Consider the following 25,220-nt stretch of genomic DNA (forward strand, 5'->3'; position numbering starts at 1 on the left):
AGATGATTGGATAAGCAAAACGGTCCAAATAAGCATCCTAGCATTTTGACGAGATCCACGATTTTAAGGATTCCAAGTCTAACAATGTTAACAAAAACTCAATGGTTTCCTGACAGCCCCCTTAACCATGTTTAAAACTAACCCCAAAAAACCACCCCCAAACAAGAAAAGACCTTCCGTTATCCCCCAAAAGGATGACCGGAAGGTTTTCTGTGCCCTGGCAAGGGTGGCTGCGTCAGATTTTTAGCTCCCCGAGCTTGATTAGCTCGACTACCGCCTGTGAACGACCTTTTACATTCAATTTTTGCATGACATTCGAGATATGGTTACGCACGGTCTTCTCGCTGATAAAAAGCTGCTGTGCGATATCCTTCGTCGTTTTGTCCTGTACGAGTAATTCAAAGACTTCGCGTTCACGATTTGTGAGTAAGAATTTGTTTTTATGGTCGCTGCCCTTCAAGTTGTCATCCCTCCTTGCTCGGGTTTTGGAGTAATTACAAGGGTAAGGGATACAGTCAACTTAGTGTATGAAGGGCGCTTACCAATGGTGCGATGGCGGGGGGAAAATAGGCGGGAACCGAGGCTGTTTTAATACCGGTGATCCCTCGTTCCGATTTTGATAATCGTTTGTAACTAATCCCGGTCGTCCCTGCTGTAAAATGTTCTGTAGAGTATTAGGGAGGAGATTCAAGCCATGCGGAAAAGTTGGGCAGCAGCGGGAATGACGGCGGCGCTTCTGGTCGGTATTACGGCCGGGGCTTACGCGACGAGCAATTTGAAGGAGATCAAAGCTTTTTTAAACCCGGATTTGAAGGTGGATTTGAACGGTGCTACGTTTACGCTAAAAGATGAGCAGGGGAACGATTTGGTCCCCATCACGTACGAAGGCAATACGTACCTGCCTCTCCGCGATCTTGCTCAGCGACTTGATTTAAGTGTGGCTTGGGACGGCACGAACAATAAGGTCGTTCTGAAAAACAAGCCTTACATGGAATTTTCCGGGGAGGACGAGGCCCTGCTTGAGAAATACGGATACGGATTCCGGGTTCCAAGATGGCTGGAGAATGTGATGGTGAGCGTCATACCGGAGGAAAACGTGAAAACGTCCATCGAAGAGGGCCGCTTGGATAAACGGGCCCAGTCGCTGACGCTGATCCACTATATGATTCAGGATGAGAATTTGCACCGTCTGCACGACGTGGTGGCCCGCATCGAAGTGTACAAGAAAGAAGACTGGCCCGAGGTGAAGAAAACGGCAGCGGGCGCGGAAGTTCTCGGCGAGAACGACCGGTACGTGTATATCGCGAAGAAGGCCGCGGAAAATCCCTACGAGCCCGGAACGCTGGATGCGGAAGGCTTTGGAGATTTGCGGGATTGGCTGGATCTGCACGACTATTACTTCACTCAGAGCGGCAAATAAGCGGGCAGGAAATCATTTAGTTAAGCGCTTATTTTATAGGCGGAAAAACAAAACGTCTCCGGGAGGGGGCGTTTTTTTGGTAAACTTGATTAAAAAAGGGGGAGTATCCATGATCGGTATATTGGCGGGAATGGGACCTAAATCAACCGGTCCGTTCGTGGACAAAGTAGTTGAGCAATGCCGGCAGATGTATGGAGCGGAGCGGGACACCGACTTTCCGCATATGATGATCTATTCTTGCCCGACGCCGTTTTATACGGACAGGCCCATTTGTCACACGGATATGGAAAAAGCAATCCTCCAAGGAGCGAAGAAGCTTGAAAGCACGGGCGTCGATTTTATCGCCATGCCCTGCAATACGGCGCATCTTTACTACGCTTCCATACAAAAGGAGCTCTCCGTGCCTCTGTTGAACATGGTAGGCGAGACGATAAAGGAAATTCCGCGGGGGGCCCGAAGAACGGCTCTTCTGGCTACGGCAGCTACGGCGGAGTCTGGGATTTATCAGCAGGCGCTGGCGTCAGCGGGGTTAAGGTGCGTGGACAGAGAAAGCTGGCAGACGTGTATAAATGAACTGCTGTCCCTCATCAAAAAAGGGCAAAACAACGAAGCCGCCGTTCTGTGGAACCGGCTGTGCTCCGAATTGGCCGAGTCGGTCGATACCGTCCTGATCGCTTGTACGGATTTGAATGTCGTAGCGGATTCGAACGATAATTCGTCCCGGGGGATTCATTTTGTGGATTCGTCGGCATGCTTGGCGAGGGCTGTTGTAAGGAAATATATGAATTCAGGGGAAATACCAGTATAAATTCCTCATCCGGAAATACAGCCAGAGGTGAGAACGGTGAAAAAGATTATCATTTTTATTATTCTTTGCGTAAGTTTATTAACTTATTTTCTTTACGAAAATACTATGTACAGGGTTGTATCAAGAAGTACAGATGCCGTTTTATCCAAAAAATCTTTAATTACTATTGCCGAAAATAACACGAAGGTTGTTCTTGCAACAGATGAAAATGGAGACACGCATGCGTTTCTCGTTGAAAGAGGTACAGTAATTCAAAGAGTGAAGTTGCCACAAGGAAACGTTACGGATGAACAAGTGGGTTGGCAGATGATGGGGAAAGATACAAAGATCATTATCGGTGCAATTTTTAATCCTCAGATTGAGTCGTTAGAAATGAAGGGGATCGAAAAGGTTTCTTATTTAAACTACACTGATAAAAGATTGTTTTATAGTTTCTCGACTACGCTAGATGTTCCAATATTCATCACTGGTTTTAACAAAGATCATCGTATTATCTACTCAAATATTCCTTAATAGTTATAATCACCAACCAAGACCATATACAAAGTCCTAATAAAGGACATTTATGAAAATTGGATGTAATAGCATAGAGGTCTTGTTTGTGTACATTGATAATGATGAGATTATATAAAAATAGGACGAAAAACAGACCGCTTCTTTCAGGAGGCGGTCTAAAAGTTTTTTCACTCCGCTCTCACAGGAACGGCGCCATGATCGGCTGGATCAGCCCCAGCGAGAACAGCGCGGCCAGGATCATCGCGACGCTGGCGATGGCCCCCTCCTCGCTGCCGAGCTCGTGGGCCTTGCTCGTGCCGGCCCCGTGGGCGCCCATGCCGAGCAGCAGGCCCCGCGAGATGCCGCTGCGGATGCGCAGCGAGCGGATGACCAGCGGCCCGATCACCGAGCCGCAGATGCCCGTCACGACCACGAACACGGCCGTGATCGAAGGAATGCCGCCGAGCGAACGCGACACCTCCATGGCAATGGGAGTCGTGATGGAGCGCGGCGCCACGCTCTCGATCATCTGCGGGCTGGCGTGAATCCAGCCCGCAGGCAGCACCGACGTGAGCACGGCAACGACGGAGCCGCACAGTACGCCCGCCACAAGCACGATGGCATGCTTGCGGAGCAGCTTGAACTGGCGGTACAGCGGGATCGCGAACGCCACGGTGGCGGGCTGGAGCAGATCCGTCAGCGGCTTCGTGCCCGCGTTGTAAGCTTCGACCGGCGTACCGGTGAAGAAAAGGCCCGCGATAAGCAGAACCGGCGCGACGACGAGCGGCGACAGATAGGCTTTGCCTGTCTTCCGGTACAGCCGGTTGGCCGCCCAGAAGACGACGACGGTGATCAGCAGGTACAGAAGTCCGGTTCCGGTCATAAGGACGCTTCCTCCTTCTTGTCTTTGACGGCGCGTCTGCGGCCCAGAAACTCCGCCACGAGTCCCGTGCTGGCCATGACGAAAAACGTGCTGATTATAATGATGAGCAGGTACTGGCTCCCCGATACCGAGAACATTTCCTTATATTCCAAAATGCCGACGGCGGGCGGGACGAAGAAGAGCAGCAGCTTCGACAGCAGAAAATCGGCGCCCTTCTCGACCCATTCCAGCCGGACCCAGCCGAAGTGGAGGGCGGCGAAGACGATGAGAATGCCGACGATGCTTCCCGGCACCGGCAGGTGCAGCCGCTCGGATACGAGGCGTCCCAGATAGGCGAACACGATCAGCAGGCCGATCTGACCGGCCGTGACGAGCGCGCGCCGGACGTGAACCGGAGCAAGCCGGTCCGGCGTCCAAGCGAAACGTTGTTTTTTATGCGGACCGCTTAATGGTGGTGCGGGTTGTTTGTTCATCCGGATAATCCCCTTCCATAATTCCGAGTATACGCAGGGGACAAGGATAGGTAAAATACATATATCGAATGGTTTTCATTCCTTTTCTCTATGGAAGGGGAACCAATGCAGAAGGCTAAAGGAGGCGATGACTTGGACGTTCGGCATCTGCAATATTTTTTGGAGACGGCTAAGCGCAGAAGCTTTACCAAAGCGGCGGAAGCCCTGCACGTCACTCAGCCCACCATCAGCAAAATGATCCGCATCCTGGAGGAGGAGCTCGGTGTCGAGCTGTTTGACCGCACGGCCCGTCAGATTGTGTTGACGGATGCCGGCGAAGCCGTAATGATCCAGGCGCAGCAGATTGTCCGTTCTCTGGAAAATCTCTCCGTCGATCTCGAAGACGTGACTTCCATGCGCAAGGGGCAGATCCGGATCGGCCTGCCGCCGATGACCGGAGCGCCTTTCTTCCCGGAGCTGATCGCCGCCTTCCATAAGCTGTATCCCGGGATCGGAATCCGGCTGATCGAGGAAGGGGCCCGCACGGTCGAACGCGAGGTGGAGAGCGGGAGCCTCGATCTCGGCGTTGCGGTGCTTCCCGTCGATGCGGAGCGCTTCGAGATGTTCGCCTTCGTCAAGGAAGAGCTCCGGCTTGTCGTGCATCTCGGGCACCGGCTCGCCCGCAGGCAGACTGTCCGCCTTGCGGAGCTCAGCGGCGAGAAGTTTCTTATGTTCCGCGAAGGCTTTACCCTGCACGAGAGCATTCCCGAAGCCTGCATCCAGGCGGGATTCAAGCCCGACATCATCTACGAAAGCTCCCAGTGGGATTTTCTGAGCGGGATGGCGGAAGCGGGCCTCGGCGTCGCCCTGCTGCCCGAAACGATCTGCCGCAAGCTGAGTCCGGACAAAGTGGCCACGGTTACCCTCGTTTCTCCGCGGATTCCGTGGCATCTTGTTATGATTTGGCGCAAAGAGGGTTACTTATCTTATGCCGCCCGCGAATGGCTGCGGTTTTCGAAGGAGTGGCTGTCCCGGCCGAACCGATAAGGAGTCAAGGAGGCCGGCTCCAATCGCTTCCGCGCTCGGCACCGTTTTGTTTCCAGGCAAAACATGGTACGATATACCCAATGCTTTCACCTTGATTACGGACGAAATGAGGACCTTTATGATTCGCACGGTCGCCGTTACCCGCAGCGGAGAACTGGTCTTGGACCTGCCTTTGCAGGAGCTGGACGGAGATTCTATCGACTGGTACTGGGTAGACTTTAACAATCCCACTCACGAAGAGGCTTTGCTGCTCGACACCCATTTTCATTTTCATCCGCTTGCGGTTGAAGACTGCTTTCATCTGCTGCAGAGGCCGAAGCTGGACCACTATGAGGATGTCCATTTTTTCGTTCTGCACGCCATTCATCCACAGACGCTGGAAGCCGATGAGGTCGATCTTTTCGTCGCGCCCCGCTTCCTCGTTTCTTTCCATTTCACCGAGCTCAAAGAGATCGACGACGCCTGGCAGAAGCTTCAAGCCGAACCGGACAACTGGAAAAGAGGCTCTTCCTTCGGCGCTTATCTCGTCATGGACAAGCTCGTGGATGAATATTTCCCTTGTATACATATGCTGGAAGACGAAATGAACGATTTCGATTCCGACCAGAAAGGCACGTCCATCCACGCGCTTATGCGCGGCGTTTTCGACATCCGCTCCAAGCTGGCGCATCTGAGGCGGTCGATCATTCCCATGCGCGACCTGCTCTACCGGGTCGTCAATTCGGACAAGCTGCCGAACGTGCGCGAGCAGCAGATTTATTACGCGGACATTTACGATCATCTGCTGAAGCTGGCGGAAATGATCGACTCGATCCGGGACACGACCGCGGACATGCGGGAAAATTTCATTTCATTGAATTCTTACCGGATGAATACCATTATGAAAACGCTGACTGTCATCACGACGATTTTTATGCCGCTGACGTTTCTCGCGGGAATTTACGGAATGAACTTTGACAACATGCCCGAACTTCATTGGCCCTACGGTTATTTTATTGTTCTTTTGTTTATGTTCGGAATCGGGTTTGCCATGTATGTCTGGTTTAAGCGCAAAGGCTGGTTCGATTGAGAAATCGGCCGCTTATTTATAATCCGTACTAAAAAAGATCGGGAGGATGCGGGCATGAAAGTTAAAAGCGCGTGGTACCGGGAAAGCTTCGGAAAAGACTATCTGCTGGTGTACAAACACCGCAATTTCGAAGGAGCTTACGCCGAGGTCAAACGGATGATGGACTGGCTTCATCTACCCGAAGGCGCCCGTGTGCTGGACCTGTGCTGCGGCATGGGCCGCCATTCGCTGGCGCTCGCCGATTTCGGCTATACGGTGACGGGGATCGACTTGTCGGATACCCTGCTTGAGGAGGCGCGGAAGCAGGACCCGGAGGACCGGGTAACCTGGCTGCACGGAGATATGCGGCGTGTTCCGAGCGAGGAATCTTTTCACGCCGTGGTCAATTTGTTCACTTCCTTCGGATACTTCGAGCAGGAGGAAGAAAACCGCCTGGTGTTATCGGAAATCGCGCGGCTTCTGCAGCCGGACGGGAAATTTATTATTGACTATTTAAATCCCGCTTATGTCAAAACGAACCTCGTTCCCCATTCAAGCCGCGAGGAGAACGGCCTTTTTATAGAAGAGACACGCTCCATCGAGAACGGGTATGTCCGCAAACAAATTTGCATCACGGATGAACGGGACGGCCCGCGGCATTATTCGGAACAGGTGCGCCTGTACAGCTGCGAGGCTTTTGTCGATATGCTGTACGCGGCGGGCTTGCGGGTCGACCGGATCTACGGCAGCTATGACGGAAAGGATTACGACCGGGAGTCGTCTCCCCGGATGATTTTTGTCGGAGGAAGGGAAGGAGAAAGCCTGCAATGAGTCATTCAACAACGGTCATCGCTTTACGGGAGGGGCTTTGGCAGATCAAAGTCCCTCTGCCTTTTCCCCTGCGATGGGTCAACAGCTATCTGCTTCGAGAGCCGGACGGGAGCCTGACGGTGATCGATCCGGGCCTCCGCACGGAAGCCGCGGAGACGCTGTGGAACGAAGCGCTGGAGGGGCTCGGCTTCGGGTACGACCGCATCTCGCAGGTCGTACTGACCCACCACCATCCCGACCACTACGGGATGGCGGGCTGGTTCCAGGAGCGCACGGACGCGCCGGTTTACCTGTCGGAAACCGGCATCGGTCAGGTGCGGCTCCTGTGGGGTCCCGGTCAGCCGATGACATCGCTGCTGACCGGGCTGTTCGCGCGGCACGGCATGGATGCCGCGCTGTGCGGGGAGCTGGCGAAGCATATGGACAGCTTCGTCCCGCTCGTTTCGCCGCAGCCGCAGCTGACCGCGCTGCGGGCGGGAGACCGCGTGCGTCTGGGCGGCACATCGTACGAAGCGATCGAGACGCCCGGACATGCGGCCGGGCATCTGTGCTTCTACGATGCACAGACGCACGAGATATTCTGCGGCGATCATGTGCTGCCGCAAATTTCGCCGAACGTGAGCTTTATGCCGGGCGTCGAAGACGACCCGCTCGGCGCGTATATGGGCAGCCTGCGGGAGATCAGCGGGCTGCCGGTCAAGATGGCGTACCCGGGCCACAGGTCGCCCTTCGCCGCTTTCGGCCAGCGGGCGGAAGAGCTTGTCCGCCATCACGAGGAGCGGCTTGCGCTCATGGCGGACAAGCTGCGCGAGCCGATGACGGCTTACGCGCTCTGCCGCGATACGTTCGGCGACCGGCTTACGCTGCATCAGCTCCGCTTCGCCATGGCGGAGACGATCGCGCATACGGTGCGCCTTGCGCTTGACGGCCGAGCAGCCGTGAGCGAGAGGGAAGGGCTGATCGTGTACGAGGCGCGGGATTAAGGGCAGACGCGGATGCCAAACAAACAACCATACAGCGGACTCTCCGGTAAGGGGGTCCGTTTTTTATGCACTGCACCGTTGTACATGCTTTATGTAAAAAACATTTGACATTCCAGGCGCTTCTTTTTATAATCGAGATGTAAAAACATTTTGACATTGGAGTCTGTTATGGAAAATCGGATTCATGAGCTGCGCAAACGAATCAGGCTGTCTCAGGAAGATCTCGCCAAAGCGTGCGGCGTGTCCAGACAGACCATTAACGCCATCGAAAACAACAAGTACGATCCGAGTCTCCAACTGGCTTTTCATCTGGCCCGTACGCTGGGCGTCACGGTGGATGACTTGTTCCAGGCAAACAAAGACACGTAAAACGGCAGTATACAAGGAGGCGGAAACTGTGACCGGACGGAAAACACCGAAGCAGCGGCTTATTGCTGCGGGGTTCGGACTTACCTCACTGGTTGTCATCGGATTTACGCTTAAAAAATACGCGTCCGGAGAACCGGTCGGAACCAGCGAATTAACGAGCATAGCGGCTGCCCTGGCAGCGATGTTCGGCGCTCTGACCTGGGGGAGCAAGGAGGACGGGGAAGGTATTACCCAGGAGGAAGAGATGGGCAGGCACATTACCTTCGTAAGCGCCAAAGCGGCCTATTTTATTATGCTTGCCGCTTCCCTGATCGTCTGTATAGTGGAAAAACTGGCTTTCGGCCGGGATAATATGGCTGTGCTGATATTACTGGGACTGGGCATCGTGCTCCTTCCGGCGGCGGAATATATCGTGGCCCGGAAGTACCGGTAACCGGACAGGAAGCTGCATGCCGCCGATGTTAGGGGAACGGGTAAGAGGGAAGTTGCAGCAATCTTGGGATGAAAAAGGAAAAAGGGAACCGCCTCACGGCGGTTCCCTTTTTGTGTCGGCTCCTCTACTCGGAGCGTCCTTTACACAGCCGGAAAACGACTCTCCTGACGGACCGTTCGTCCGCTTTAACCCGTTTCCTCCTAAGCTGTCCGTCTTCTCACACCGCCCGCAGTTCCCCGCAGCGCACGGTGTATGGCGCCGCATAACGGGGGAACACATCCCGGTTTAAGAAAGACCTCTCAGTTCCCGGGAGCGTCGCCTTTCTTCTCGGCTTCGGACTGCTTGCGGTGGGCAATGCGAGAGCTTGCGGCAGCGGCGATGGCGCCTACGATATCATCGAGAAACGTATGCTTTTCGTAGGTGCTTTTATCGTTGAGCTTTTTCAGGATGCCCGGTTTCAGCTTGTCGATATAGCCGAAATTCGTGAATCCGATGCTCCCGTAAACGTTCACGATCGACAGGGCAAGGATCTCGTCGCAGCCGTACAAGCCTTCGTCATGCTGAATCATCTCCTGCAGAGGGGAGATCAGCTTGCCTTCTTCCGCAAGCATGTCCAGCTGAATGCCGGTCAGGACGGCGTTTTGTACTTCCCTTTTGGCCAGGACGGATTCTACGCTCGCCAGACACTGCTCCAGCGTCAGCGATTCGAAATAATCTTTTTGCAGAAAATAGGTCAGTTCGGCAATCTGAGACGTCTGAACGCCTCTTTTTTCTAGCAGCTCGCGGGTAGCCGAAGCTACTTTTTCACTATCCAGGGAATATTTCACGTGGGGTTCTCCTCCGTTGTCAAATGAAAGCAGATACCCTAGTATACCCTTTTTTTAGGAAAGAGTATCGCTTGGAACGGAATTGTCCGCCGAAAAGAAGGACGGAAAGGGAACAAGCCCGGAAATTGTCCCGTTTTTTCGGACAACTCGGGCATAAAGCGGGCAGGCCCCCTGTATACATAGGAGTACGAAGGACAAACGTCATCCGGACCGGCAGGAAACTCCCGGAAGAAGGCGCTGCCGGCGGCGGGCCCCGGGCCATGCCGAACCTTTGCGCAACGCACATACGAACAGGAGGGGATGGAAATGAGAAAGGTACGCTGGCTTCAGGCGGCAGCCATGACAGGAGCGATCGCGATTCTCGGGACGGGATGCGGTATGTGGGGGTCGGAGTCCAAACCGATCGACGCGCCGCCGCCCGGTACCGAAACCGCGATGGAGACGGGAACCGGTACGGGGGGAACCGGAGCGGACGCAGGCGTCAAGACGTCGCAAACCGCCAAAATGACCGTCTATGCGAAAGACCCGAAAGGCTTCGTCGTTCCGGTCAGTCTGGATTTGCCGAAGACACAGTCGGTGGCGAAGACTACGCTGGAATATATGGTGGCCAAAGGTCCGGGCGAAAGCCGGCTTCCCGCCGGGTTTGCCTCTCTGCTGCCCGAAGGGACTACGCTAACGGTGGACATAAAGGATAAACTGGCCACGGTCAATTTTAACCAGGCCTTCAAAAAATACGACGCCAAGGAAGAACGCAAAATCATGGAGGGGATCACCTGGGCCATGACCGGTTTTTCAACCGTCGAGCAGGTGAAGATCAAAATAAACGGGCAGGAGCTCAAGGAAATGCCTGTGGCCCGCACACCTCTGGACGAACCGCTTTCGCGCAAAATCGGCATCAATCTGGAGAAGCAGGAAGGGGTCGATTACGGCCAGTCCACGCCGGTAACGCTGTACTTCACGAATGCTACGGCGCAAAACGGCAAATATTATGTACCGGTTACACGCCTGGTAAAAAGGACCGACGACGTCGCCAAGGCGGTCATGGACGAACTTTTGAAAGGCCCCAACACGTCGAAGGGTCTCCAGCCGGTATTGAACGCTTCCGCCAAGGTGCTGGATGTGAAGAAGACGTCGGACACGGTGCTGACGGTAAACTTCTCCGACCAGCTTCTGGACGAGAACAAAAAAGCGCCCGCGGACGGGCTCCAGTCGGTTATTTTGTCTCTGACGGAGAATACGAACGCCGCCAAAGTTCAAATAACGGTAAACGGCAGTCCGAAGGTGGAAACCTCCGATTCCCAAACCTACAGCCAGCCCGTCTCCCGGCCGCTTCATTTGAACCCGAACCCGGAAAAGCTGTAAGGAGTTCTGCCGTGGTTCTGTCCGGCGTTCCCACAACAGGGCTTAGCGCGGGGCTGACAGTCCAAAACCGGACGGCCTTTAGTCGGGCAAAGTCCTTCCGGACGTATGCCGGGTAAGGCCCCATCGAGGAACTTACGAAGATTTCAGGGGAGAGGAGATCTCTCCCTTTTTTCGTCGAAACCCGCGGTGCTTTTGCTCGGCTCCTTTGTTTGCTACAATAGGAAGGATAGAAATGGATGCTATGATCGTACAGGAGGATACAGAATGCGAGCCGATGGAAGACAGAACGACCAGCTAAGACCGATGAAAATTACGCCGCACTATATCAAACATGCCGAAGGTTCGGTTCTAATAGAAGTCGGGGAGACGAAAGTCATTTGTACCGCAACCGTGGAAGAGCGGGTTCCTCCCTTTATGAAAGGCCAGGGCAAAGGCTGGGTAACCGCCGAATATTCGATGCTCCCGCGCGCTACCCAGGTCCGCAACCAGAGAGAAGCGGCCAGAGGAAAGCTCGGCGGCCGCACGATGGAAATCCAGCGGCTGATCGGACGCGCGCTGCGCTCCGTCGTTAACCTGGAAGCGCTCGGCGAGCGTTCCGTGACGCTCGACTGCGATGTGATCCAGGCGGACGGAGGAACGAGAACGACTTCCATTACGGGAGCCTTCGTAGCGATGGCGCTTGCCATGGAGAAGCTGGTGGCCAATGGCAAGCTGAGCAAACTGCCGATTACGGATTACCTTGCCTCCGTCAGCGTCGGGATCGTGAACGGCAAGCCTCTGCTGGATTTGATGTACACGGAAGATTCCCAGGCGCACGTCGATATGAACGTGGTCATGACCGGAACCGGGAAGTTCGTGGAAGTACAGGGGACGGGAGAAGAGGCGCCTTTCTCGCGCGAGGAGCTGAACACCCTGCTGGCCTTGGCCGAGGGCGGCGTCTACACAATGGTCGAGGAGCAGAGAAAAGCGCTCGGACGCGTAAGCGGCCTGATCGGAGCGGGTGTCCGTGCCTGATCTTTCCGCTTCCGGGGTCGTGGTGATCGCCACGCGCAACAAGGGCAAAGTGCGCGAGTTTGCCCACTATTTCGCCCGCTTCGGCAAGGAAGTGCGCAGCCTCGACGATTTCGACGATATGCCCGACATCGTCGAGGACGGCGCGACCTTCGCGGCGAATGCCCGGATTAAGGCGTCGGCGATTGCAGGCAGGCTGAACCTGCCGGTACTGGCCGACGACTCCGGGCTGTGCGTCGACGCGCTCGGCGGCGATCCGGGCGTATACTCCGCCCGGTATGCGGGCGAGCACGCCGCCGACGCGGCGAACAACGCCAAGCTGCTGCGCGAGCTTGGCGCGGTCTCGGCCGCGGCCGGCCGGCCCGGCGCCGCCGGCGTGTCCGCGGCGGATCGCGGCCCCGCGCGGGCAACGGGCCTCACGGACGGCCCGGAGGCCGCGGACGCGGCTGCGCCGCAGGTGCTCAGCACCGCGCGCTTCGTGTGCGCGCTGGCGCTGGTCGACCCGCTCCGCGGGGACACGCTCGAGGCGGAGGGGACCTGCGAGGGTGTCATTGTCGCGGAGCCGCGCGGCACGGACGGGTTCGGCTACGACCCGTTGTTTTATCTGCCGGAGCGTGGAGTGACGATGGCGGAGCTTCCGCTCGAAGAGAAAAACGCGATCAGCCACCGGGCCTCAGCGCTCGAGCAGTTTTTTGAGCGCCATTCCGGCCGCTTGACTTAACCGAATAAACAACGTGTCCGCTTGGCGGGCACGACCCAAACCGGTTTCCGATTCGTTTCGGAACCGGTTTTTTCGTTCTTTTTTCGTATCACGGCGGGTTCGGCGGACGAAGGTGACAATTGTCATCCGGAAAAGGTTACGGTTGTGGGTAGGGAGTAAATCCGCCGCGCGGTATGATGGATTCAGGTTAAAGAGCTTAACGAAACGATGAACGACGAACGATGAAACGGAAAGCCCACATAACAGAAGGAGCTGAACCCCTGTGACAACAGCTATCGAATTGATGCAGGTTACGAAACAATTTAAAGGCAAAAAGGCGGTCGACGGGTTAACGCTGACTGTGGAAAAAGGAACGGTGCTCGCATTGCTCGGTCCGAACGGGGCGGGCAAGACGACCACGATTTCGATGATTCTCGGCCTTCAGGAGCCAACGAGCGGAACCGTCAAGCTGCTGGGAGGCCATCCGAAAGACCGGCGGGTTAGGGACCGGATCGGAGCCATGCTCCAGGATGTCAGCGTGATCGACAATCTGAAAGTAGCCGAGACGATCGACCTGTTCCGCCATTATTACGCGAACCCGCTCTCGCTGGAGCAGCTTCTGCTCATCTCCGGTCTGGAAGCCGAGCGCGGCAAGATGGCCTCGGCTCTCTCCGGCGGACAGCAGCGCAGATTGGGCTTCGCGATGGCCGCGGCCGGAGACCCGGAAATTATTTTCCTGGACGAACCGACCGTCGGCATGGACGTGACTTCCCGGCAGCTGTTCTGGGATACGATCCGCGCCATGGCCGCAAGAGGAAAAACCGTCGTTTTGACGACTCATTATCTGGAGGAAGCGGATCAGTTGGCCGACAGAGTCGTCGTGATCAATAACGGCAAGCTGGTTGCGGACGGGACGCCGAGCGAGATTAAAGCGGAAACGACGGGGAGAGTCATTTCTTTTACAGCGGGCTCGGGGGTTACGCACGATCTGCTGAAGGCTTTCCCGGGAGTCAGCGATATCAAGTGGAACGGGCGGCGCGTCGAAATGTTCGGACCGGACACGGACCGGCTTCTTACCGCGCTGATCGACAAACGCATCGATATGAAAGATATCGAAGTGCGAAGCGGCGGACTGGAAGACGCCTTCCAGACTTTAATTCAAAATACGAATGCAGGCTGAAGGAGAGATAACGAATATGAATGCGACGATTCTGAAAGCGACTATGGCCCAGTGCCGCGCGGAGCTGCTGCGCACCTTCCGTAACAAACGATTTATTTTCTTTTCGATCGTTATGCCGGTGGCCTTTTATTTTCTGTTTACGAGTACGATGGGAAGCGATACGAAGATCGGCAATGTGGACTGGACATCCTACTATCTCATGTCCATGACGGTATATGGCGTTATCGGCGCCAGCCTGACTTCCTTTGCCCAGCGGATTTCAAGGGAACGCACCCAGGGCTGGGTCCGCCTGCTCAGCATTACGCCGCTGCCTTCCTGGTCTTACATGGTATCGAAGGTAGCCGCCCAAGGCATTATTAATTTATTTATCATTCTGATGATGTTTATTATCGGAGGGCTCGGCAAACAGGTTGATCTGCCTGTTTCCGTATGGATCGAGAGCTTCCTCTGGATTTGGATCGGCGGTTTCTCGTTCATGGCTCTCGGTACGCTGCTCGGTTCCATGCGCAATCCCGATGTGGTTCAGGTGCTGACGATGATTCTGTATATGGGTCTATCCATTCTGGGCGGGTTATGGTTCCCGACCGCGTCGATGTCCGGGACACTTCAGACGATCGCCAAGTTCACGCCGACCTACCGGTTGGGGCAGGGAGCCTGGAATTTGATCGGAGGCGGTTCGATCGACTGGACGGGCGTGCTTGTTCTGGCTGTGTACGTCGTCGTTTTTGTGATATTATCTTCCTATATCATCAAGAGACAGGAAGCGGTTTAAATGTTTCGTCGGCAACCGGCAAGGCCCCGCGAGGGGCCCCCTTTTATTTTTACGATCATCTGGCTGGTGTATCTGATCTTCCCGGTCGTTTCGGTTCTGCAGCTTCCTTTTCCGGAAAAAATACTGGGTTCGGGATTGCTTATCGCCTTTGTGGCGGCTTATTTGACTTCTTTTAACCGGTCGGCGGGGAGGTACTGGTTCATTCTGTTTCAGACGGTCGTTATCGGCTTTCTGGCGGTCCGGTACAACGAAAACTTTATTTACCTGGCGTTTTATCCGTCCCCGGTGATCGGGATGCTGCGTAGCGTCAGGCAGATGGCCGCCGCGATAGCGGGTTTGTTTCTGATGTTCGTGGCGGTAGGCTGGCACTACAAGTTAATGAACGATGTCGACTTGTTTTTGCAGCTTCTTCCGGCTCTTGTCATTATCCTGATCATGCCGGTTGCGATGCGCATCGGACGCAGGTCGAAGGAGCTCCGGGGCAAACTTCAACTGGCCAACGAAGAAATCGCCCGTCTGTCCAAAATCGAGGAACGCCAGCGGATATCCCGCGATTTGCACGATACGCTCGGGCATACTTTGTCTCTCATCACGCTCAAGGGCGAACTGGCGGAGAAAATGATTCCGAAAAATCCGGAGAAAGCGGTCCGGGAAGTTCAGGATATCCAGGCGACCTCGAGGGCGGCGCTCAAACAGGTGCGCGAGCTTGTATCGGATATGAACATGGTCACGATCCGGGAAGAATTCGACCGGGCCAAGCAGATTCTTGCGGCGGGGGGCATTGTGCTGGAATTAAAAGCCGGAGAAGGCGGCGGAGACGAAGCTCCCCCGCTGATCGGCAACATCCTCGGCATGTGCCTGCGGGAAGCGGTGACGAACGTTGTAAAGCACAGCAAAGCGAAGGTGTGTATCGTGGAATGGGCTTCCGATGAGGAGGGGTACAGGCTGATCGTGTCGGATAACGGAGTCGGCTTCGACAGGAACGAAAGGCAGCCGGACTTGGGTACGAACGGGCTCAGGGGCATGAAAGAACGGCTTAAGCTGGTGGACGGGCACTGCACGTTCGAATCGGCGGGCGGCCGGGGCACCCGGGTCGTTTTTACGATCCCTAAAGTGACCAAAAACGGAGAAAAGGAGGCGGGCGGCGAATGAAGGTCATTGTCGCGGAAGATCAGGGCATGCTCCGGGGAGCGCTGAGCGCCCTGCTGGATTTGGAGGACGATATCGAAGTGATCGGCCAGGCGGCGGACGGCGCGGAAGCGCTGGAGATGATCCGTACGCTCCGGCCGGATCTATGCGTCATGGATATTGAGATGCCGAAAATGTCGGGCCTCGATGTGGCAGAGGCGCTCCAGAAAAGCAAGGACCCGTGCGGAGTCGTCATATTGACGACCTTTTCCCGATCCGGCTATTTTCAGCGGGCCATGCGTGCGGGAGCGCGCGGCTTCCTGCTCAAAGATTCGCCGGTCAGCGAGCTTGCGGCCGCGCTCCGCGATGTGCAGGCGGGCAGGCGCGCGGTCAGCCCGGAGCTGGCGCTCACGTTCTGGGAAGCCGAGAATCCGCTGACGGAACGGGAGCGAGAGGTGCTTAAGCTTGCCAGAGAGGGGCTTTCGTCCGGCGAGATTGCGTCGCGTCTGTTCCTTTCGGGCGGCACGGTCCGCAATTACTTATCGGAGGCGATCCAGAAGCTGGAGGCCAAGAACCGGATCGACGCCATTGCCGCGGCAGAGAAGAACGGCTGGCTCGATTAGGGCGGAATTCGGTGTTTGGCCCGGGAATACAAATTCTGAATGCGGACACGAAGGCAGGGTCCGGCAACGGCTGCGGCTGTGACAGAGGCATAGGCAGAGGAAAAGGAAAAGGTACAGAAACTCTTGAGCTCCGGGTGAAACGCAAAACCTCCAGTGCCATTGAGATGGCGGCTGGAGGTTTTTTTGAAGTTCCCGGTACCGCTCGGAAACCGGTTTGCGTTTAAACAGATAAGTTTAGTCGTGAATAGACAGACGTGCGGTAAGATCCTTAACGGATCGATACCTTATATTCGCGCAGCCACGTGTCCACCTGGATCAGATACGCGAACATTTGCGGACCGGACATGAGCTGGCCGAACCAGGGGAACTCGGTCGCTTCGGCTCCCGGAGCCGCCATGGCGCGCAGTGTTTCGGCATCCACAAAAGGAAGAAGCGGCGACGAGGGATCGCTTAAAATTTCAAGCGCCCGCTGTTTGACCGCAGTCGCATAATTCGGGTTGTGCGTTTTGGGATAGGGACTTTTTTTGCGGGCCAGCACATCGTCCGGCAGCACGCCTGCGAGCGCCTTCCGCAGAATCCCTTTCTCGCGGTCCCCGGCCGTTTTGATGTCCCACGGGATGTTCCACACGTATTCCACGAGCCGGTGGTCGCAGAAGGGAACCCGGACCTCAAGCCCGACGGCCATGCTCATCCGGTCTTTGCGGTCCAGCAGGGTCGGCATGAAGCGGGTGATGTTCAGATAGGACATCTCCCGCATCCGGTTCTGCTCCCGCGTTTCCCCCGCCTGACGGGGCACCTCGGCCAGCGCCTGCTCATAGCGGCTGTGCACGTAGTCCTCGGGCTTGATCCAGTCGGCGAAATCGCGCGACAAAATGCCGGCCCGCTGCGGCAGCGAAAGCGACCACGGGAACGTGTTCGCGTTAAGGGCGTCTTCCCGGTGGAACCAGGGGTAGCCGCCGAAAATCTCGTCGGCCGCTTCGCCGGAAAGCGCTACGGTCGCGCCTTTCTTGATTTCGCGGCAGAACAGGTAAAGAGAGCCGTCGATGTCGGCCATTCCGGGCGTGTCGCGGGCGAGTACGACGGTGCGGAGCGATTCGACGAGTTCCGGCGTGTCGAACTCGATGTAATGATGCTCCGTGCCGAGGTACTCCGTCATCCGCTTGATCCACGGGGCGTCGGAGTTGGGCTGGAACGCGTTCTCCTTGAAGTTTTTGTCGTTGTCGGCATAATCGACGGAGTACGTATCCAGCACGCCGCTGCCGCTGTCCCGGTAATGGTGGGCGGCGAGTGTCGTCAGCGCGCTGGAATCCAGCCCGCCCGAAAGCAAGGTGCAGACCGGAACGTCCGAGACGAGCTGGCGTCCGGCGGTATCGGCGAGGAGCTCCCGGATATGGAGCGCCGTCTCCTCCACATTTTCCGTATGGGGCCGGTTTTCCAGCTTCCAGTAAGGACGGATCGTCAGCCCGCTGCGGTCGTAAACCATAAAATGGCCCGGCTTCAGTTCGGCCAGGTTGCGGTAAATGCCGTGACCGGGCGTGCGCGCGGGTCCGACGGCGAAAATCTCGGCAAGCCCTTCGGCGCCTACCTCGGTTTTGATATCTGGATGGGCAAGTATTGCCTTCGGCTCCGAGCCGAACAGGAAGGCGCCGTCCGTGTGGCTGTAGAATAGAGGCTTGACGCCAAGGCGGTCCCGGGCCAGGAACAAGGTCTGCTCCTGTTCGTTCCAGGCCGCGAACGCGAAGATGCCGTTCAGCCTCTCCAGGCAGCTCCGGCCCCATTCGACGAAAGCGGCCAGCAGAACTTCGGTGTCGCAGGAGGTCGCGAACCGGTGGCCCCGGTGTTCCAGCTCGCTGCGCAGCTCGGGAGCGTTATACAATTCCCCGTTATATACGATGGAGTACGTCCGGTCCCCGTCCTTGCGGATCATGGGCTGAGCGCCGTTAAGCGGGTCCATGACACTCAGCCGTCTGTGCCCCAGGGCGCAGTGGCCGGATATCCACGTGCCGGAAGCGTCAGGACCGCGGTGGGCCAAGGTTTCCGTCATATTTTCGAGAATGGATGAAGATGTGGTCAGATCTTTGCGCCAGTCTATCCATCCTGTTATTCCGCACATGATATTCACCCTTTCGAAATACGTTCTAAGCGAGCCTTTCGAGAAGACTGCCGAATGCGATGATTAAAGGGTATGCGGCGCCGGCAGCGAAAATGTCTGTCCACCCCGGAAGGACCGGAAGAACCGCAAGGGCGAAATCGGTTTTGTTTCCAGAAAAATTTTGTTACAATAGAATCTGGTAGAAGAAAACTCCCCCTGCAAGCGCTATCGGGGAAATCATGCTAAAGGTGGACTGTTATTGATGAAACGTAAATACGCCAGGGCGCAAATCGATTATTTGGCGGCCAAAGAACAATTTCTCGCAGCCAGCCAGCAGGCTGACAAGAAACTGAACGACATGAGACAAAACGGTGCGGAAATCGGTCAGAAAGAAATGGAAGACGCGATTGAACGCAGCGGTTTCCATAAAGCTTTCAATGAGCTTCGCCAGGCGGAGAACCGTCTGATCGAGTGGAGCCATTTCACGATCAAGAACGAAGGCGAGTTCAAAGAAAACAAAGCGGCTTTCGAGAAGCTTTACAGCGAAGTGAAAACGAAGCCGGAAGCGCGCGCGGTTCTGGTTGACATGGCCATGAGACTGGAAGCGGAAGCTTAAGATCTTTCCTGAACGGACAAGGACTTATACGTACAGAGAACCGAGGAGCGCCGGCAGGTGCTCTTTTTCTTTTTTTCGCCGTCCCCGGCATGCTTCCCCCTAAAGCCCGGACATACTAAGACGGCTTCACGAAACTTACTTCTCGGGGAGGCTTGCGGAGATGGACAGTCATTTCATCAGCAAACTGCATGACACTCAGCGTAAAGACGAACGCAACCGGAGGACACAAGGCAAAAACCGCCCGGAAAAACGGCTCCCGAACAAACAGCACTGAGCAGTGCGGCTTTGAGAATTCCGTTCGCCGTCCAATTTGCGGCAGAGGCCGGAATTAAGGAAATCGACAACCGGGCGGGGGGTGATGAACATGGCGAAGGTTTCGAAAGCGACCAAAGGCAAAAAGTACGAAGTAAACGCGGAATTTGCCGAGGAGATGGAGGCCAAAAACGTCAAGCATACGGCCCAAAACAACCTCAGTCACGGGACGGAGAAGTAAGCGTAAGGAAGACGAAAGCCTGCTGCGGCTGCAGCGGGCTTTTTGACGCGGACGCATAAGGAGGCGGAAAAGTAAATAAACTGAAGGGAAGAATAAACGCTTTTTAAGGATGAAAAGGGTTGAAAATATATGAAATTATTAATAATAACGCGCTTAATACTTATTTTCTATGATTAATTTCACTTTTTATATTGACATCATGTAAACGTATACATATACTTGATTTAATTAGTTTGTTAGTCATTTTAACTAAGTAAGGTGGTGATTGGGCTTGTGATCGGCAAGGGGAAAACGGGAAATACGAAATTAGTAAAGCAAATGAACCGGGAAGGCATTCTGTACCAGCTGCGCCAGCATCCCCGCTTGTCGAGAGCCGAATTGTCGGTCCGGACCAAGCTGAGCAGACCCTGCGTCTCCTCTCTCGTGGACGAAATGATCCATGAAGGGCTTATTCATGAAGTGGGAACCGGGGAGTCGAAGGGCGGGCGCAAGCCGATTCTCCTTGAATACAACGTTCAGGCGTATACGGTCGTCGGGGCCGTTTTTGAAGGCAGTGAGCTGGAAATGGCCATTGCCGATATGAAAGGCGAGCTGCTGCATCATGTGCATACCCGCCTGGAGCAGCCGGTTGACGGCGATTCCGCTCTGGAAGCGCTCAAGACCAACCTGGATACGCTGCTGGAGAAAAGCGGGTTCGGCCGCGACCGCGTTATTGGGATCGGCGTCGGCCTGCCGGGTATTACACAGAAGCGCAGCGGCACCGTCAGCTACGCGCCGAGCACGGGTTGGATGAACTTGCCGGTCGGGAAGGAAATCGAAGAACGGCTCGGTATTCCCGTTATACTCGACAACGACGTCAATATGATGACGATGGGCGAATTTTACGAAGGCGCCGGCTCGGGGGTTTCCAGCTTGGTCTACATGTATGTGGGAACCGGGATCGGGGCCGGGATTATCATCGACAAGCAGTTTTACAGAGGCAGCAAAGAGGCTGCCGGCGAAATCGGCTACATGCTTATCGGAGGCGACCGGCTCCGCAGACAAGGCGAATTCGGCGTTTTCGAGAAGAACTACTCCGTTACCGGCATCGGCGACAAAGCGAAGGCTGCCGGCCTGACCGTCGATCCGGGGCGCAGCATCCTGCGGCAGCTGGGCGAACAGGCGGATCAGGGAAGCCGTCAGGCCCGGACGCTGCTCGAAGATGTTTACATCCATTGGGCGTCCGGGATCGCCAATACCGTCAGCGTGCTGGACCCGGAGCTGCTCATCCTGAGCGGCGAAATGGTCCATCTGAGCGAAAGCGGCCTGGCCCGCATCCGCGAGCTGCTTGCGCAGTGGGTTCCGGTGCTGCCGGACATCCAGCTCGCGGGTCTGAGGGAGCGGGCAGGTTTGCTGGGGGCCGTCCACAGTGTGCTGGAAGCGTTTCCGTCCGCCCAGCCGGCCAGATCCTCCGGATCTGCCGGCGCGGATTAAACGATACAATCTAGAACTAGGGGGAGTACAAGTGAAAAACAAGATGACCAAATGGACCAGTTTGACTCTTATCGCGGCAATGGCTGTCGGCCTGTCGGCCTGCGGCGGCGGTGACGACGGTGCGAAGAAGGGTGCCGAAGGCGCCGGCGGCGGAGCCGCTTCCGGTTCCCAGAAGCTCGTGATTTACACGGCCCGCGACAAGAACGTGGTCGACGAGATTTTGCCGAGATTCAAAGAGAAAAATCCGGGCATCGACGTGGAAGTCATGACGATGGGCGCTCAGCAGGTTCTGGAGCGTATCCGCGGCGAGAAATCGAATCCCCAGGCGGACTTCTGGTGGGGAGGCACGCAGTCCTCTTTCATAACCGGGGCCGAGGAAGGTCTTCTTGAGCCGTATAAGCCGACCTTCGCGGATAAGGTCGCGGCCGAGAACAAGGACGCCCAAGACCGCTGGTACGGCGAAATGCTGCTGCCAGAAGTGATCATGTACAACTCCCAGGCGCTGAAGAAAGAAGAGGCTCCGAAGGACTGGGATGAGCTGCTGGACGCGAAATATAAAGATAAGCTTCTGATCCGCGGCGTTATGGCGTCCGGTACGATGCGCACGATCTATTCCTCGATGATTTACCGCCAGGACCCTGCGGATCCGCAGAAGGGCTACGACTGGCTCAAGAAGCTGGACGCGAACACGAAGGAATACACGCAGGATCCGACCAACCTGTATCTGAAAATGGCTCGCCAGGAAGGTACGCTTTCCCTCTGGAACCTTCAGGATATCCTGATTCAGAAGGAAATGAAAAAGCAGCCGTTCGATTTCATTTATCCGGCCAGCGGCGCTCCGATCCTCGTAGACGGAGTGGGTATTGTCAAAGGCGCTAAAAACATGGACGCCGCCAAGAAATTTTACGAGTTCCTGTTCGATAAAGAAGAACTGAAGAAGAAAGCGGAAAAGTTGTTCCAGATCCCGACCCGGACGGACATCAACAAGGACGAATTCCCGGCTTGGCTGAAAGGAATCGAAACGAAACCGCTGCAACTCGACTGGAAAGTACTGGCCTCCAAAGAAAAAGAGTGGATGCAGTACTGGGATGAAAACATTAAGGGCAAAGGCAAGAAATAAAGCCCGAAGCCTGACAGATCCGGGTGGGGGAAGCCCCATCCGGGCCCGTTTAGGCCGGGCACGTCATACGATTTGTGCCTTTGTGCCTGCGGAAGAGACGAACGGATAGGTAGGGAAGTTTTACTTTCTAGGAGGGATTCCACTTGATAGAAGTCAAGCTCGATAAAGTAAGCAAGCAGTTTAACGGCGCACGCGGCGTTGAAAACGTCGACATCCACATCCAGCCGGGCGAATTCTTCACGTTCCTCGGACCCAGCGGCTGCGGCAAAACGACAACGCTCCGCATGATCGCCGGTTTCTATTACCCGACGGAGGGACGGATCATGTTCGGCGAGAACAACGTGACGTATACGCCTCCGAACAAACGCAACACCGGGATGGTGTTTCAGAACTACGCCTTGTTTCCGCACATGACCGTGTTCGAGAATATTGCTTTCGGTCTCCAAGTCCGCAAACAGTCCAAGGCGGAAATTATGGATAAGGTGACGCGCGTCCAGAAGCTCGTCCACCTGGACGGATACGGCGACCGCAGAATCGACCAGCTGTCCGGCGGGCAGCAGCAGCGGGTGGCACTGGCCCGCGCCTTGGTGATCGAACCGAATATTCTCCTGCTTGACGAGCCGTTGTCCAACCTTGACGCGAAGCTGAGGGAAGAGACGCGCCTCGAGATTAAGCGCTTACAGCTGGAGCTCGGCATTACGACGATTTACGTCACGCACGACCAGGCCGAGGCTATGTCCATGTCCGACCGGATCATGGTCATGAAAGACGGCGTCGTGCAGCAGATCGGCACCCCGCACGACATTTACAACCGTCCCGTCAACCGGTTCGTCGCTTCCTTTATCGGGGAGTCGAATCTGTGGGAAGGGACCGTGGAGCGCCTGGAAGGCGACACGGTGTACGTCCGCACCTCGTCCGATACGCTTATCACGGGGTTTGCCGCCAACGCTTCGCCCGAGTGCCGGTTGGCACAGGGCAGCAAGGTGACGGTTTCGGTCCGTCCGGAATCGATCCGCGAGGCCGCGGCGTCGGAGAGAGGCCTGGAGAACATCCTGGCCGGCAAAGTGCTGATGTCGGAATTTACGGGCGTGAGCGTCAATTACGTCGCGCAGGTCGGCACACTGCCGGTTAAAGCGATGTTTATCGGCCCCGGCCAGCGCATGCGCCACCGCGATGAGGATATCGCTTTTGCCGTCCCGAAGGAAAGCGTCTATTTCGTAGAATAAGGAGGGTGCGCCCGTGCAGACGAACAAACCGCAAGCCAAGCAGCAGCCGGCCATCCGTCCGAACAGCCGATGGACCACGATCACGACGTCGCCTTACTTCGTCTATGTGCTCATCGCGCCGTTGTTTCTGATTTTGCTTGCCTATGTCATTTATCCGTTTTTTCAGACGTTTTTACAGAGTGTGAAGCTGGAAGGGGCTTTTTCGTTCAAAAATTATGCCCGCTTCTTCAGTCTTGATCATACATCGAATCTGGAAGCGCTGTGGAACAGCGTTTACATCTCCGTACTCAGCGTGATCACCTGCGGTATCGTCGGTGTCGCGATGGCGTTCCTGCTGGAGCGCTACGAGTTTCCGGGACGCAAAATTTTGTCCGTCCTCGCGATCGTGCCGATGGCTCTTCCGCCCCTGATCGGGGTGCTGTCCTTCTCGTTCCTGTACGGGGACAGCGGCATTATCCCGCGCGCGCTGCAGAAGCTTTTTGACCTGGATCACGCGCCGCTTGCGCTTAAGGGCATCTGGGGGGTCATCGTCGTCCATACGTTCACGATGTACACCTATTTCTATATGACGGCGTCCACCGCTATCAGAGGCCTGGACCCGTCGCTGGAAGAAGCGGCGGCCAATCTGGGCGCCGGACGCCTGCTCATCTGGCGCAGAGTCATTCTGCCGATGCTCACGCCGGCCATTATCGCGGCTTCGCTGCTCGTCTTCATGATCTCGATGGCGTCCTACACGGCGCCGCTCGTGTTCGGGATCGACCGGACGCTCACCATGCAGATTTACCTGTCCCGCACGAACGGGGACCTGGACATGGCGGCGACTCAATCGACCCTGCTGTCGATCGTGTCGATCCTGTTCCTGATCATGATGCGCTGGTACCAGAACGCGCGGAACTATCAGAACATGAGCAAAGGCGTCAGCGTCCACCGGACCGAAGTGAAAAGTAAGGCGGGCAAGTACACGGCGATGGTGTTGTCCTTTATCGCCACCCTCGTGCTGATGCTGCCGATTCTCGTCATCGTCCTGCTTTCCTTCTCCGAAGACAGTACATGGACGGTCCAGGTCCTTCCGCCGGAGTATACGCTTCAGCACTTTAAAGACCTGTTTACCGATCCGAAAACATGGCGCCCGATCGCCAACAGCTTCAAGATGAGCTTCGTGGCGACCATCGGCAACCTGCTCTTCGGCGTTGCGGCGGCTTATGCCATCGTGCGGATGAAATTCAAGGGCAAAACGCTGCTCGACATCCTGATCATGCTGCCATGGGCGCTGCCGGGTACGGTCGTAGCCGTCAACCTGATCACGGCCTTCAGCGAGCCGAACGTATTCTCGTTCAACCAGGTTCTGATCGGCAGCTTCTGGATTTTGCCGCTCGCTTATTTCGTCCGCCACCTGCCGCTGATCTTCCGGTCGACATCCTCGACGCTGATGCAGATGGACAGCTCGGTCGAGGAAGCGGCGCGCAACCTTGGAGCTTCCTGGTGGTACAGCTTCCGGCGGGTCGTCTTCCCGATGGCCCTGAGCGGTATTCTCGCGGGAACGCTGCTGGCCATGGTGGAGGGTCTCGGCGAGTTCGTGGCGTCGATCCTTCTGTACACGAATAACACGACACCTATGTCGGTTGAAATTTTCCAGCGCATGTACGCGTTCGAATTCGGTACGGCATGCGCCTACGGAGTCTTGCAGATTGTCATGATCATTCTCGTTCTTTTCGTTTCCAGGAAGCTGACCGGCGGCAACGCCGGGTCCGCTATCTGACCCGAGCTACGGTTCATTATCGTAAGGTCGCGGGCCGTTCCCCCGCGGAACGCCGCGTCCGCCGCGATT

At 56.0% G+C, this 25,220-nt stretch carries 28 protein-coding genes; 23 read left to right on the forward strand and 5 right to left on the reverse strand.

Going from position 1 to position 25,220, the window contains the following annotated elements; genetic code table 11:
- Positions 1 to 235: 235 nt before the first annotated feature.
- Positions 236 to 460 carry a response regulator transcription factor gene (locus tag ACI48J_RS06030; protein ID WP_009672290.1) on the reverse strand — a complete coding sequence of 75 codons (225 nt, stop codon included), beginning with the start codon at positions 458 to 460 and terminating at the stop codon, positions 236 to 238.
- Between the two features lie 234 nt (positions 461 to 694).
- Here ACI48J_RS06030 and ACI48J_RS06035 point away from each other — a divergent pair, with 234 nt between their 5' ends.
- The 3 genes from ACI48J_RS06035 (at position 695) to ACI48J_RS06045 (ending at position 2,741) form a co-directional block, all read left to right on the forward strand.
- Positions 695 to 1,420, forward strand: coding sequence for a stalk domain-containing protein (locus ACI48J_RS06035; protein ID WP_405082156.1), 726 nt, complete (start codon positions 695 to 697; stop codon positions 1,418 to 1,420).
- 109 nt (positions 1,421 to 1,529) lie between these two features.
- Positions 1,530 to 2,228 (forward strand): aspartate/glutamate racemase family protein, encoded by a 699-nt coding sequence (locus tag ACI48J_RS06040; protein WP_405082157.1) that lies wholly within the window; start codon positions 1,530 to 1,532, stop codon positions 2,226 to 2,228.
- Between the two features lie 36 nt (positions 2,229 to 2,264).
- On the forward strand, positions 2,265 to 2,741 hold the full coding sequence (locus ACI48J_RS06045) for a hypothetical protein (RefSeq protein ID WP_405082158.1): 477 nt from the start codon (positions 2,265 to 2,267) through the stop codon (positions 2,739 to 2,741).
- Positions 2,742 to 2,922: 181 nt separating this feature from the next.
- On the opposite strand, the gene ACI48J_RS06050 is transcribed toward ACI48J_RS06045, so the two are convergent.
- Positions 2,923 to 3,606, reverse strand: a complete 684-nt coding sequence (locus ACI48J_RS06050; RefSeq protein ID WP_326050902.1) for an LrgB family protein — start codon at positions 3,604 to 3,606, stop codon at positions 2,923 to 2,925.
- Complete coding sequence (locus tag ACI48J_RS06055) at positions 3,603 to 4,079, reverse strand: CidA/LrgA family protein (RefSeq protein ID WP_405082159.1); 477 nt, start codon at positions 4,077 to 4,079, stop codon at positions 3,603 to 3,605. The genes ACI48J_RS06050 and ACI48J_RS06055 overlap by 4 nt, the downstream gene beginning before the upstream one ends.
- A 132-nt stretch (positions 4,080 to 4,211) precedes the next feature.
- Between ACI48J_RS06055 and ACI48J_RS06060 the strand changes: the two genes are divergently transcribed.
- From ACI48J_RS06060 to ACI48J_RS06085, 6 genes are all read left to right on the forward strand, one after another.
- Entirely contained in the window at positions 4,212 to 5,105 is an 894-nt protein-coding gene (locus tag ACI48J_RS06060; protein ID WP_405082160.1) for a LysR family transcriptional regulator, read from the forward strand.
- 118 nt (positions 5,106 to 5,223) lie between these two features.
- Positions 5,224 to 6,174 (forward strand): magnesium/cobalt transporter CorA, encoded by a 951-nt coding sequence (gene corA, locus ACI48J_RS06065; protein WP_405082161.1) that lies wholly within the window; start codon positions 5,224 to 5,226, stop codon positions 6,172 to 6,174.
- A 54-nt stretch (positions 6,175 to 6,228) separates the two neighbouring features.
- Positions 6,229 to 6,984, forward strand: a complete 756-nt coding sequence (locus tag ACI48J_RS06070) for a class I SAM-dependent methyltransferase (protein ID WP_405082162.1) — start codon at positions 6,229 to 6,231, stop codon at positions 6,982 to 6,984.
- Positions 6,981 to 7,967: an MBL fold metallo-hydrolase gene (locus tag ACI48J_RS06075; RefSeq protein WP_405082163.1), complete on the forward strand. Its 987-nt coding sequence runs from the start codon at positions 6,981 to 6,983 to the stop codon at positions 7,965 to 7,967. The genes ACI48J_RS06070 and ACI48J_RS06075 overlap by 4 nt, the downstream gene beginning before the upstream one ends.
- Positions 7,968 to 8,135: 168 nt before the next feature.
- Positions 8,136 to 8,336 carry a helix-turn-helix transcriptional regulator gene (locus tag ACI48J_RS06080; RefSeq protein ID WP_326050911.1) on the forward strand — a complete coding sequence of 67 codons (201 nt, stop codon included), beginning with the start codon at positions 8,136 to 8,138 and terminating at the stop codon, positions 8,334 to 8,336.
- Positions 8,337 to 8,364: 28 nt separating this feature from the next.
- The gene (locus ACI48J_RS06085) at positions 8,365 to 8,769 is read left to right on the forward strand and encodes a hypothetical protein (RefSeq protein ID WP_405082164.1); all 405 of its coding nucleotides are present in this window, start codon (positions 8,365 to 8,367) and stop codon (positions 8,767 to 8,769) included.
- 299 nt (positions 8,770 to 9,068) lie between these two features.
- Here the strand turns inward: ACI48J_RS06085 and ACI48J_RS06090 are convergent, their stop codons facing one another.
- The gene (locus ACI48J_RS06090; protein WP_405082165.1) at positions 9,069 to 9,596 is read right to left on the reverse strand and encodes a phosphatidylglycerophosphatase A; all 528 of its coding nucleotides are present in this window, start codon (positions 9,594 to 9,596) and stop codon (positions 9,069 to 9,071) included.
- A 306-nt stretch (positions 9,597 to 9,902) separates the two neighbouring features.
- On the opposite strand from ACI48J_RS06090, the gene ACI48J_RS06095 reads away from it, so the two are divergent.
- The 7 genes from ACI48J_RS06095 (at position 9,903) to ACI48J_RS06125 (ending at position 16,372) form a co-directional block, all read left to right on the forward strand.
- Complete coding sequence (locus ACI48J_RS06095; protein ID WP_326050913.1) at positions 9,903 to 10,958, forward strand: GerMN domain-containing protein; 1,056 nt, start codon at positions 9,903 to 9,905, stop codon at positions 10,956 to 10,958.
- Between the two features lie 264 nt (positions 10,959 to 11,222).
- Positions 11,223 to 11,972 carry a ribonuclease PH gene (rph, locus tag ACI48J_RS06100; RefSeq protein ID WP_405082166.1) on the forward strand — a complete coding sequence of 250 codons (750 nt, stop codon included), beginning with the start codon at positions 11,223 to 11,225 and terminating at the stop codon, positions 11,970 to 11,972.
- Positions 11,965 to 12,690: a non-canonical purine NTP pyrophosphatase gene (locus ACI48J_RS06105; protein WP_405082167.1), complete on the forward strand. Its 726-nt coding sequence runs from the start codon at positions 11,965 to 11,967 to the stop codon at positions 12,688 to 12,690. Before rph ends, ACI48J_RS06105 begins: the two co-directional genes overlap by 8 nt.
- A 262-nt stretch (positions 12,691 to 12,952) precedes the next feature.
- Positions 12,953 to 13,849, forward strand: a complete 897-nt coding sequence (locus tag ACI48J_RS06110; RefSeq protein ID WP_405082168.1) for an ABC transporter ATP-binding protein — start codon at positions 12,953 to 12,955, stop codon at positions 13,847 to 13,849.
- Between the two features lie 16 nt (positions 13,850 to 13,865).
- Positions 13,866 to 14,621, forward strand: a complete 756-nt coding sequence (locus tag ACI48J_RS06115; RefSeq protein ID WP_405082169.1) for an ABC transporter permease — start codon at positions 13,866 to 13,868, stop codon at positions 14,619 to 14,621.
- On the forward strand, positions 14,622 to 15,773 hold the full coding sequence (locus tag ACI48J_RS06120; RefSeq protein WP_326051105.1) for a sensor histidine kinase: 1,152 nt from the start codon (positions 14,622 to 14,624) through the stop codon (positions 15,771 to 15,773).
- Complete coding sequence (locus ACI48J_RS06125) at positions 15,770 to 16,372, forward strand: response regulator transcription factor (protein ID WP_218228195.1); 603 nt, start codon at positions 15,770 to 15,772, stop codon at positions 16,370 to 16,372. The genes ACI48J_RS06120 and ACI48J_RS06125 overlap by 4 nt, the downstream gene beginning before the upstream one ends.
- 268 nt (positions 16,373 to 16,640) lie before the next feature.
- Here the strand turns inward: ACI48J_RS06125 and asnB are convergent, their stop codons facing one another.
- Positions 16,641 to 18,485, reverse strand: coding sequence for an asparagine synthase (glutamine-hydrolyzing) (gene asnB / locus ACI48J_RS06130; RefSeq protein WP_405082170.1), 1,845 nt, complete (start codon positions 18,483 to 18,485; stop codon positions 16,641 to 16,643).
- 241 nt (positions 18,486 to 18,726) lie between these two features.
- On the opposite strand from asnB, the gene ACI48J_RS06135 reads away from it, so the two are divergent.
- From ACI48J_RS06135 to ACI48J_RS06165, 7 genes are all read left to right on the forward strand, one after another.
- Positions 18,727 to 19,080: a hypothetical protein gene (locus ACI48J_RS06135; protein ID WP_217558551.1), complete on the forward strand. Its 354-nt coding sequence runs from the start codon at positions 18,727 to 18,729 to the stop codon at positions 19,078 to 19,080.
- Between the two features lie 160 nt (positions 19,081 to 19,240).
- Positions 19,241 to 19,354, forward strand: a complete 114-nt coding sequence (locus ACI48J_RS06140) for a DUF4023 domain-containing protein (RefSeq protein ID WP_016423522.1) — start codon at positions 19,241 to 19,243, stop codon at positions 19,352 to 19,354.
- 90 nt (positions 19,355 to 19,444) lie between these two features.
- Positions 19,445 to 19,573 (forward strand): hypothetical protein, encoded by a 129-nt coding sequence (locus tag ACI48J_RS06145; protein ID WP_256123684.1) that lies wholly within the window; start codon positions 19,445 to 19,447, stop codon positions 19,571 to 19,573.
- Positions 19,574 to 19,846: 273 nt separating this feature from the next.
- Positions 19,847 to 21,046, forward strand: a complete 1,200-nt coding sequence (locus ACI48J_RS06150; protein WP_405082171.1) for an ROK family transcriptional regulator — start codon at positions 19,847 to 19,849, stop codon at positions 21,044 to 21,046.
- 31 nt (positions 21,047 to 21,077) lie between these two features.
- On the forward strand, positions 21,078 to 22,166 hold the full coding sequence (locus tag ACI48J_RS06155) for an extracellular solute-binding protein (RefSeq protein WP_405082172.1): 1,089 nt from the start codon (positions 21,078 to 21,080) through the stop codon (positions 22,164 to 22,166).
- Positions 22,167 to 22,309: 143 nt separating this feature from the next.
- Positions 22,310 to 23,392, forward strand: coding sequence for an ABC transporter ATP-binding protein (locus ACI48J_RS06160; RefSeq protein ID WP_405082173.1), 1,083 nt, complete (start codon positions 22,310 to 22,312; stop codon positions 23,390 to 23,392).
- A 52-nt stretch (positions 23,393 to 23,444) separates the two neighbouring features.
- Complete coding sequence (locus ACI48J_RS06165) at positions 23,445 to 25,151, forward strand: ABC transporter permease (protein WP_369994055.1); 1,707 nt, start codon at positions 23,445 to 23,447, stop codon at positions 25,149 to 25,151.
- Positions 25,152 to 25,220: the final 69 nt, after the last annotated feature.

The organism is Paenibacillus chitinolyticus, from assembly GCF_045038035.1.
In the GTDB taxonomy this organism is placed as follows: domain Bacteria; phylum Bacillota; class Bacilli; order Paenibacillales; family NBRC-103111; genus Paenibacillus_F; species Paenibacillus_F chitinolyticus_A.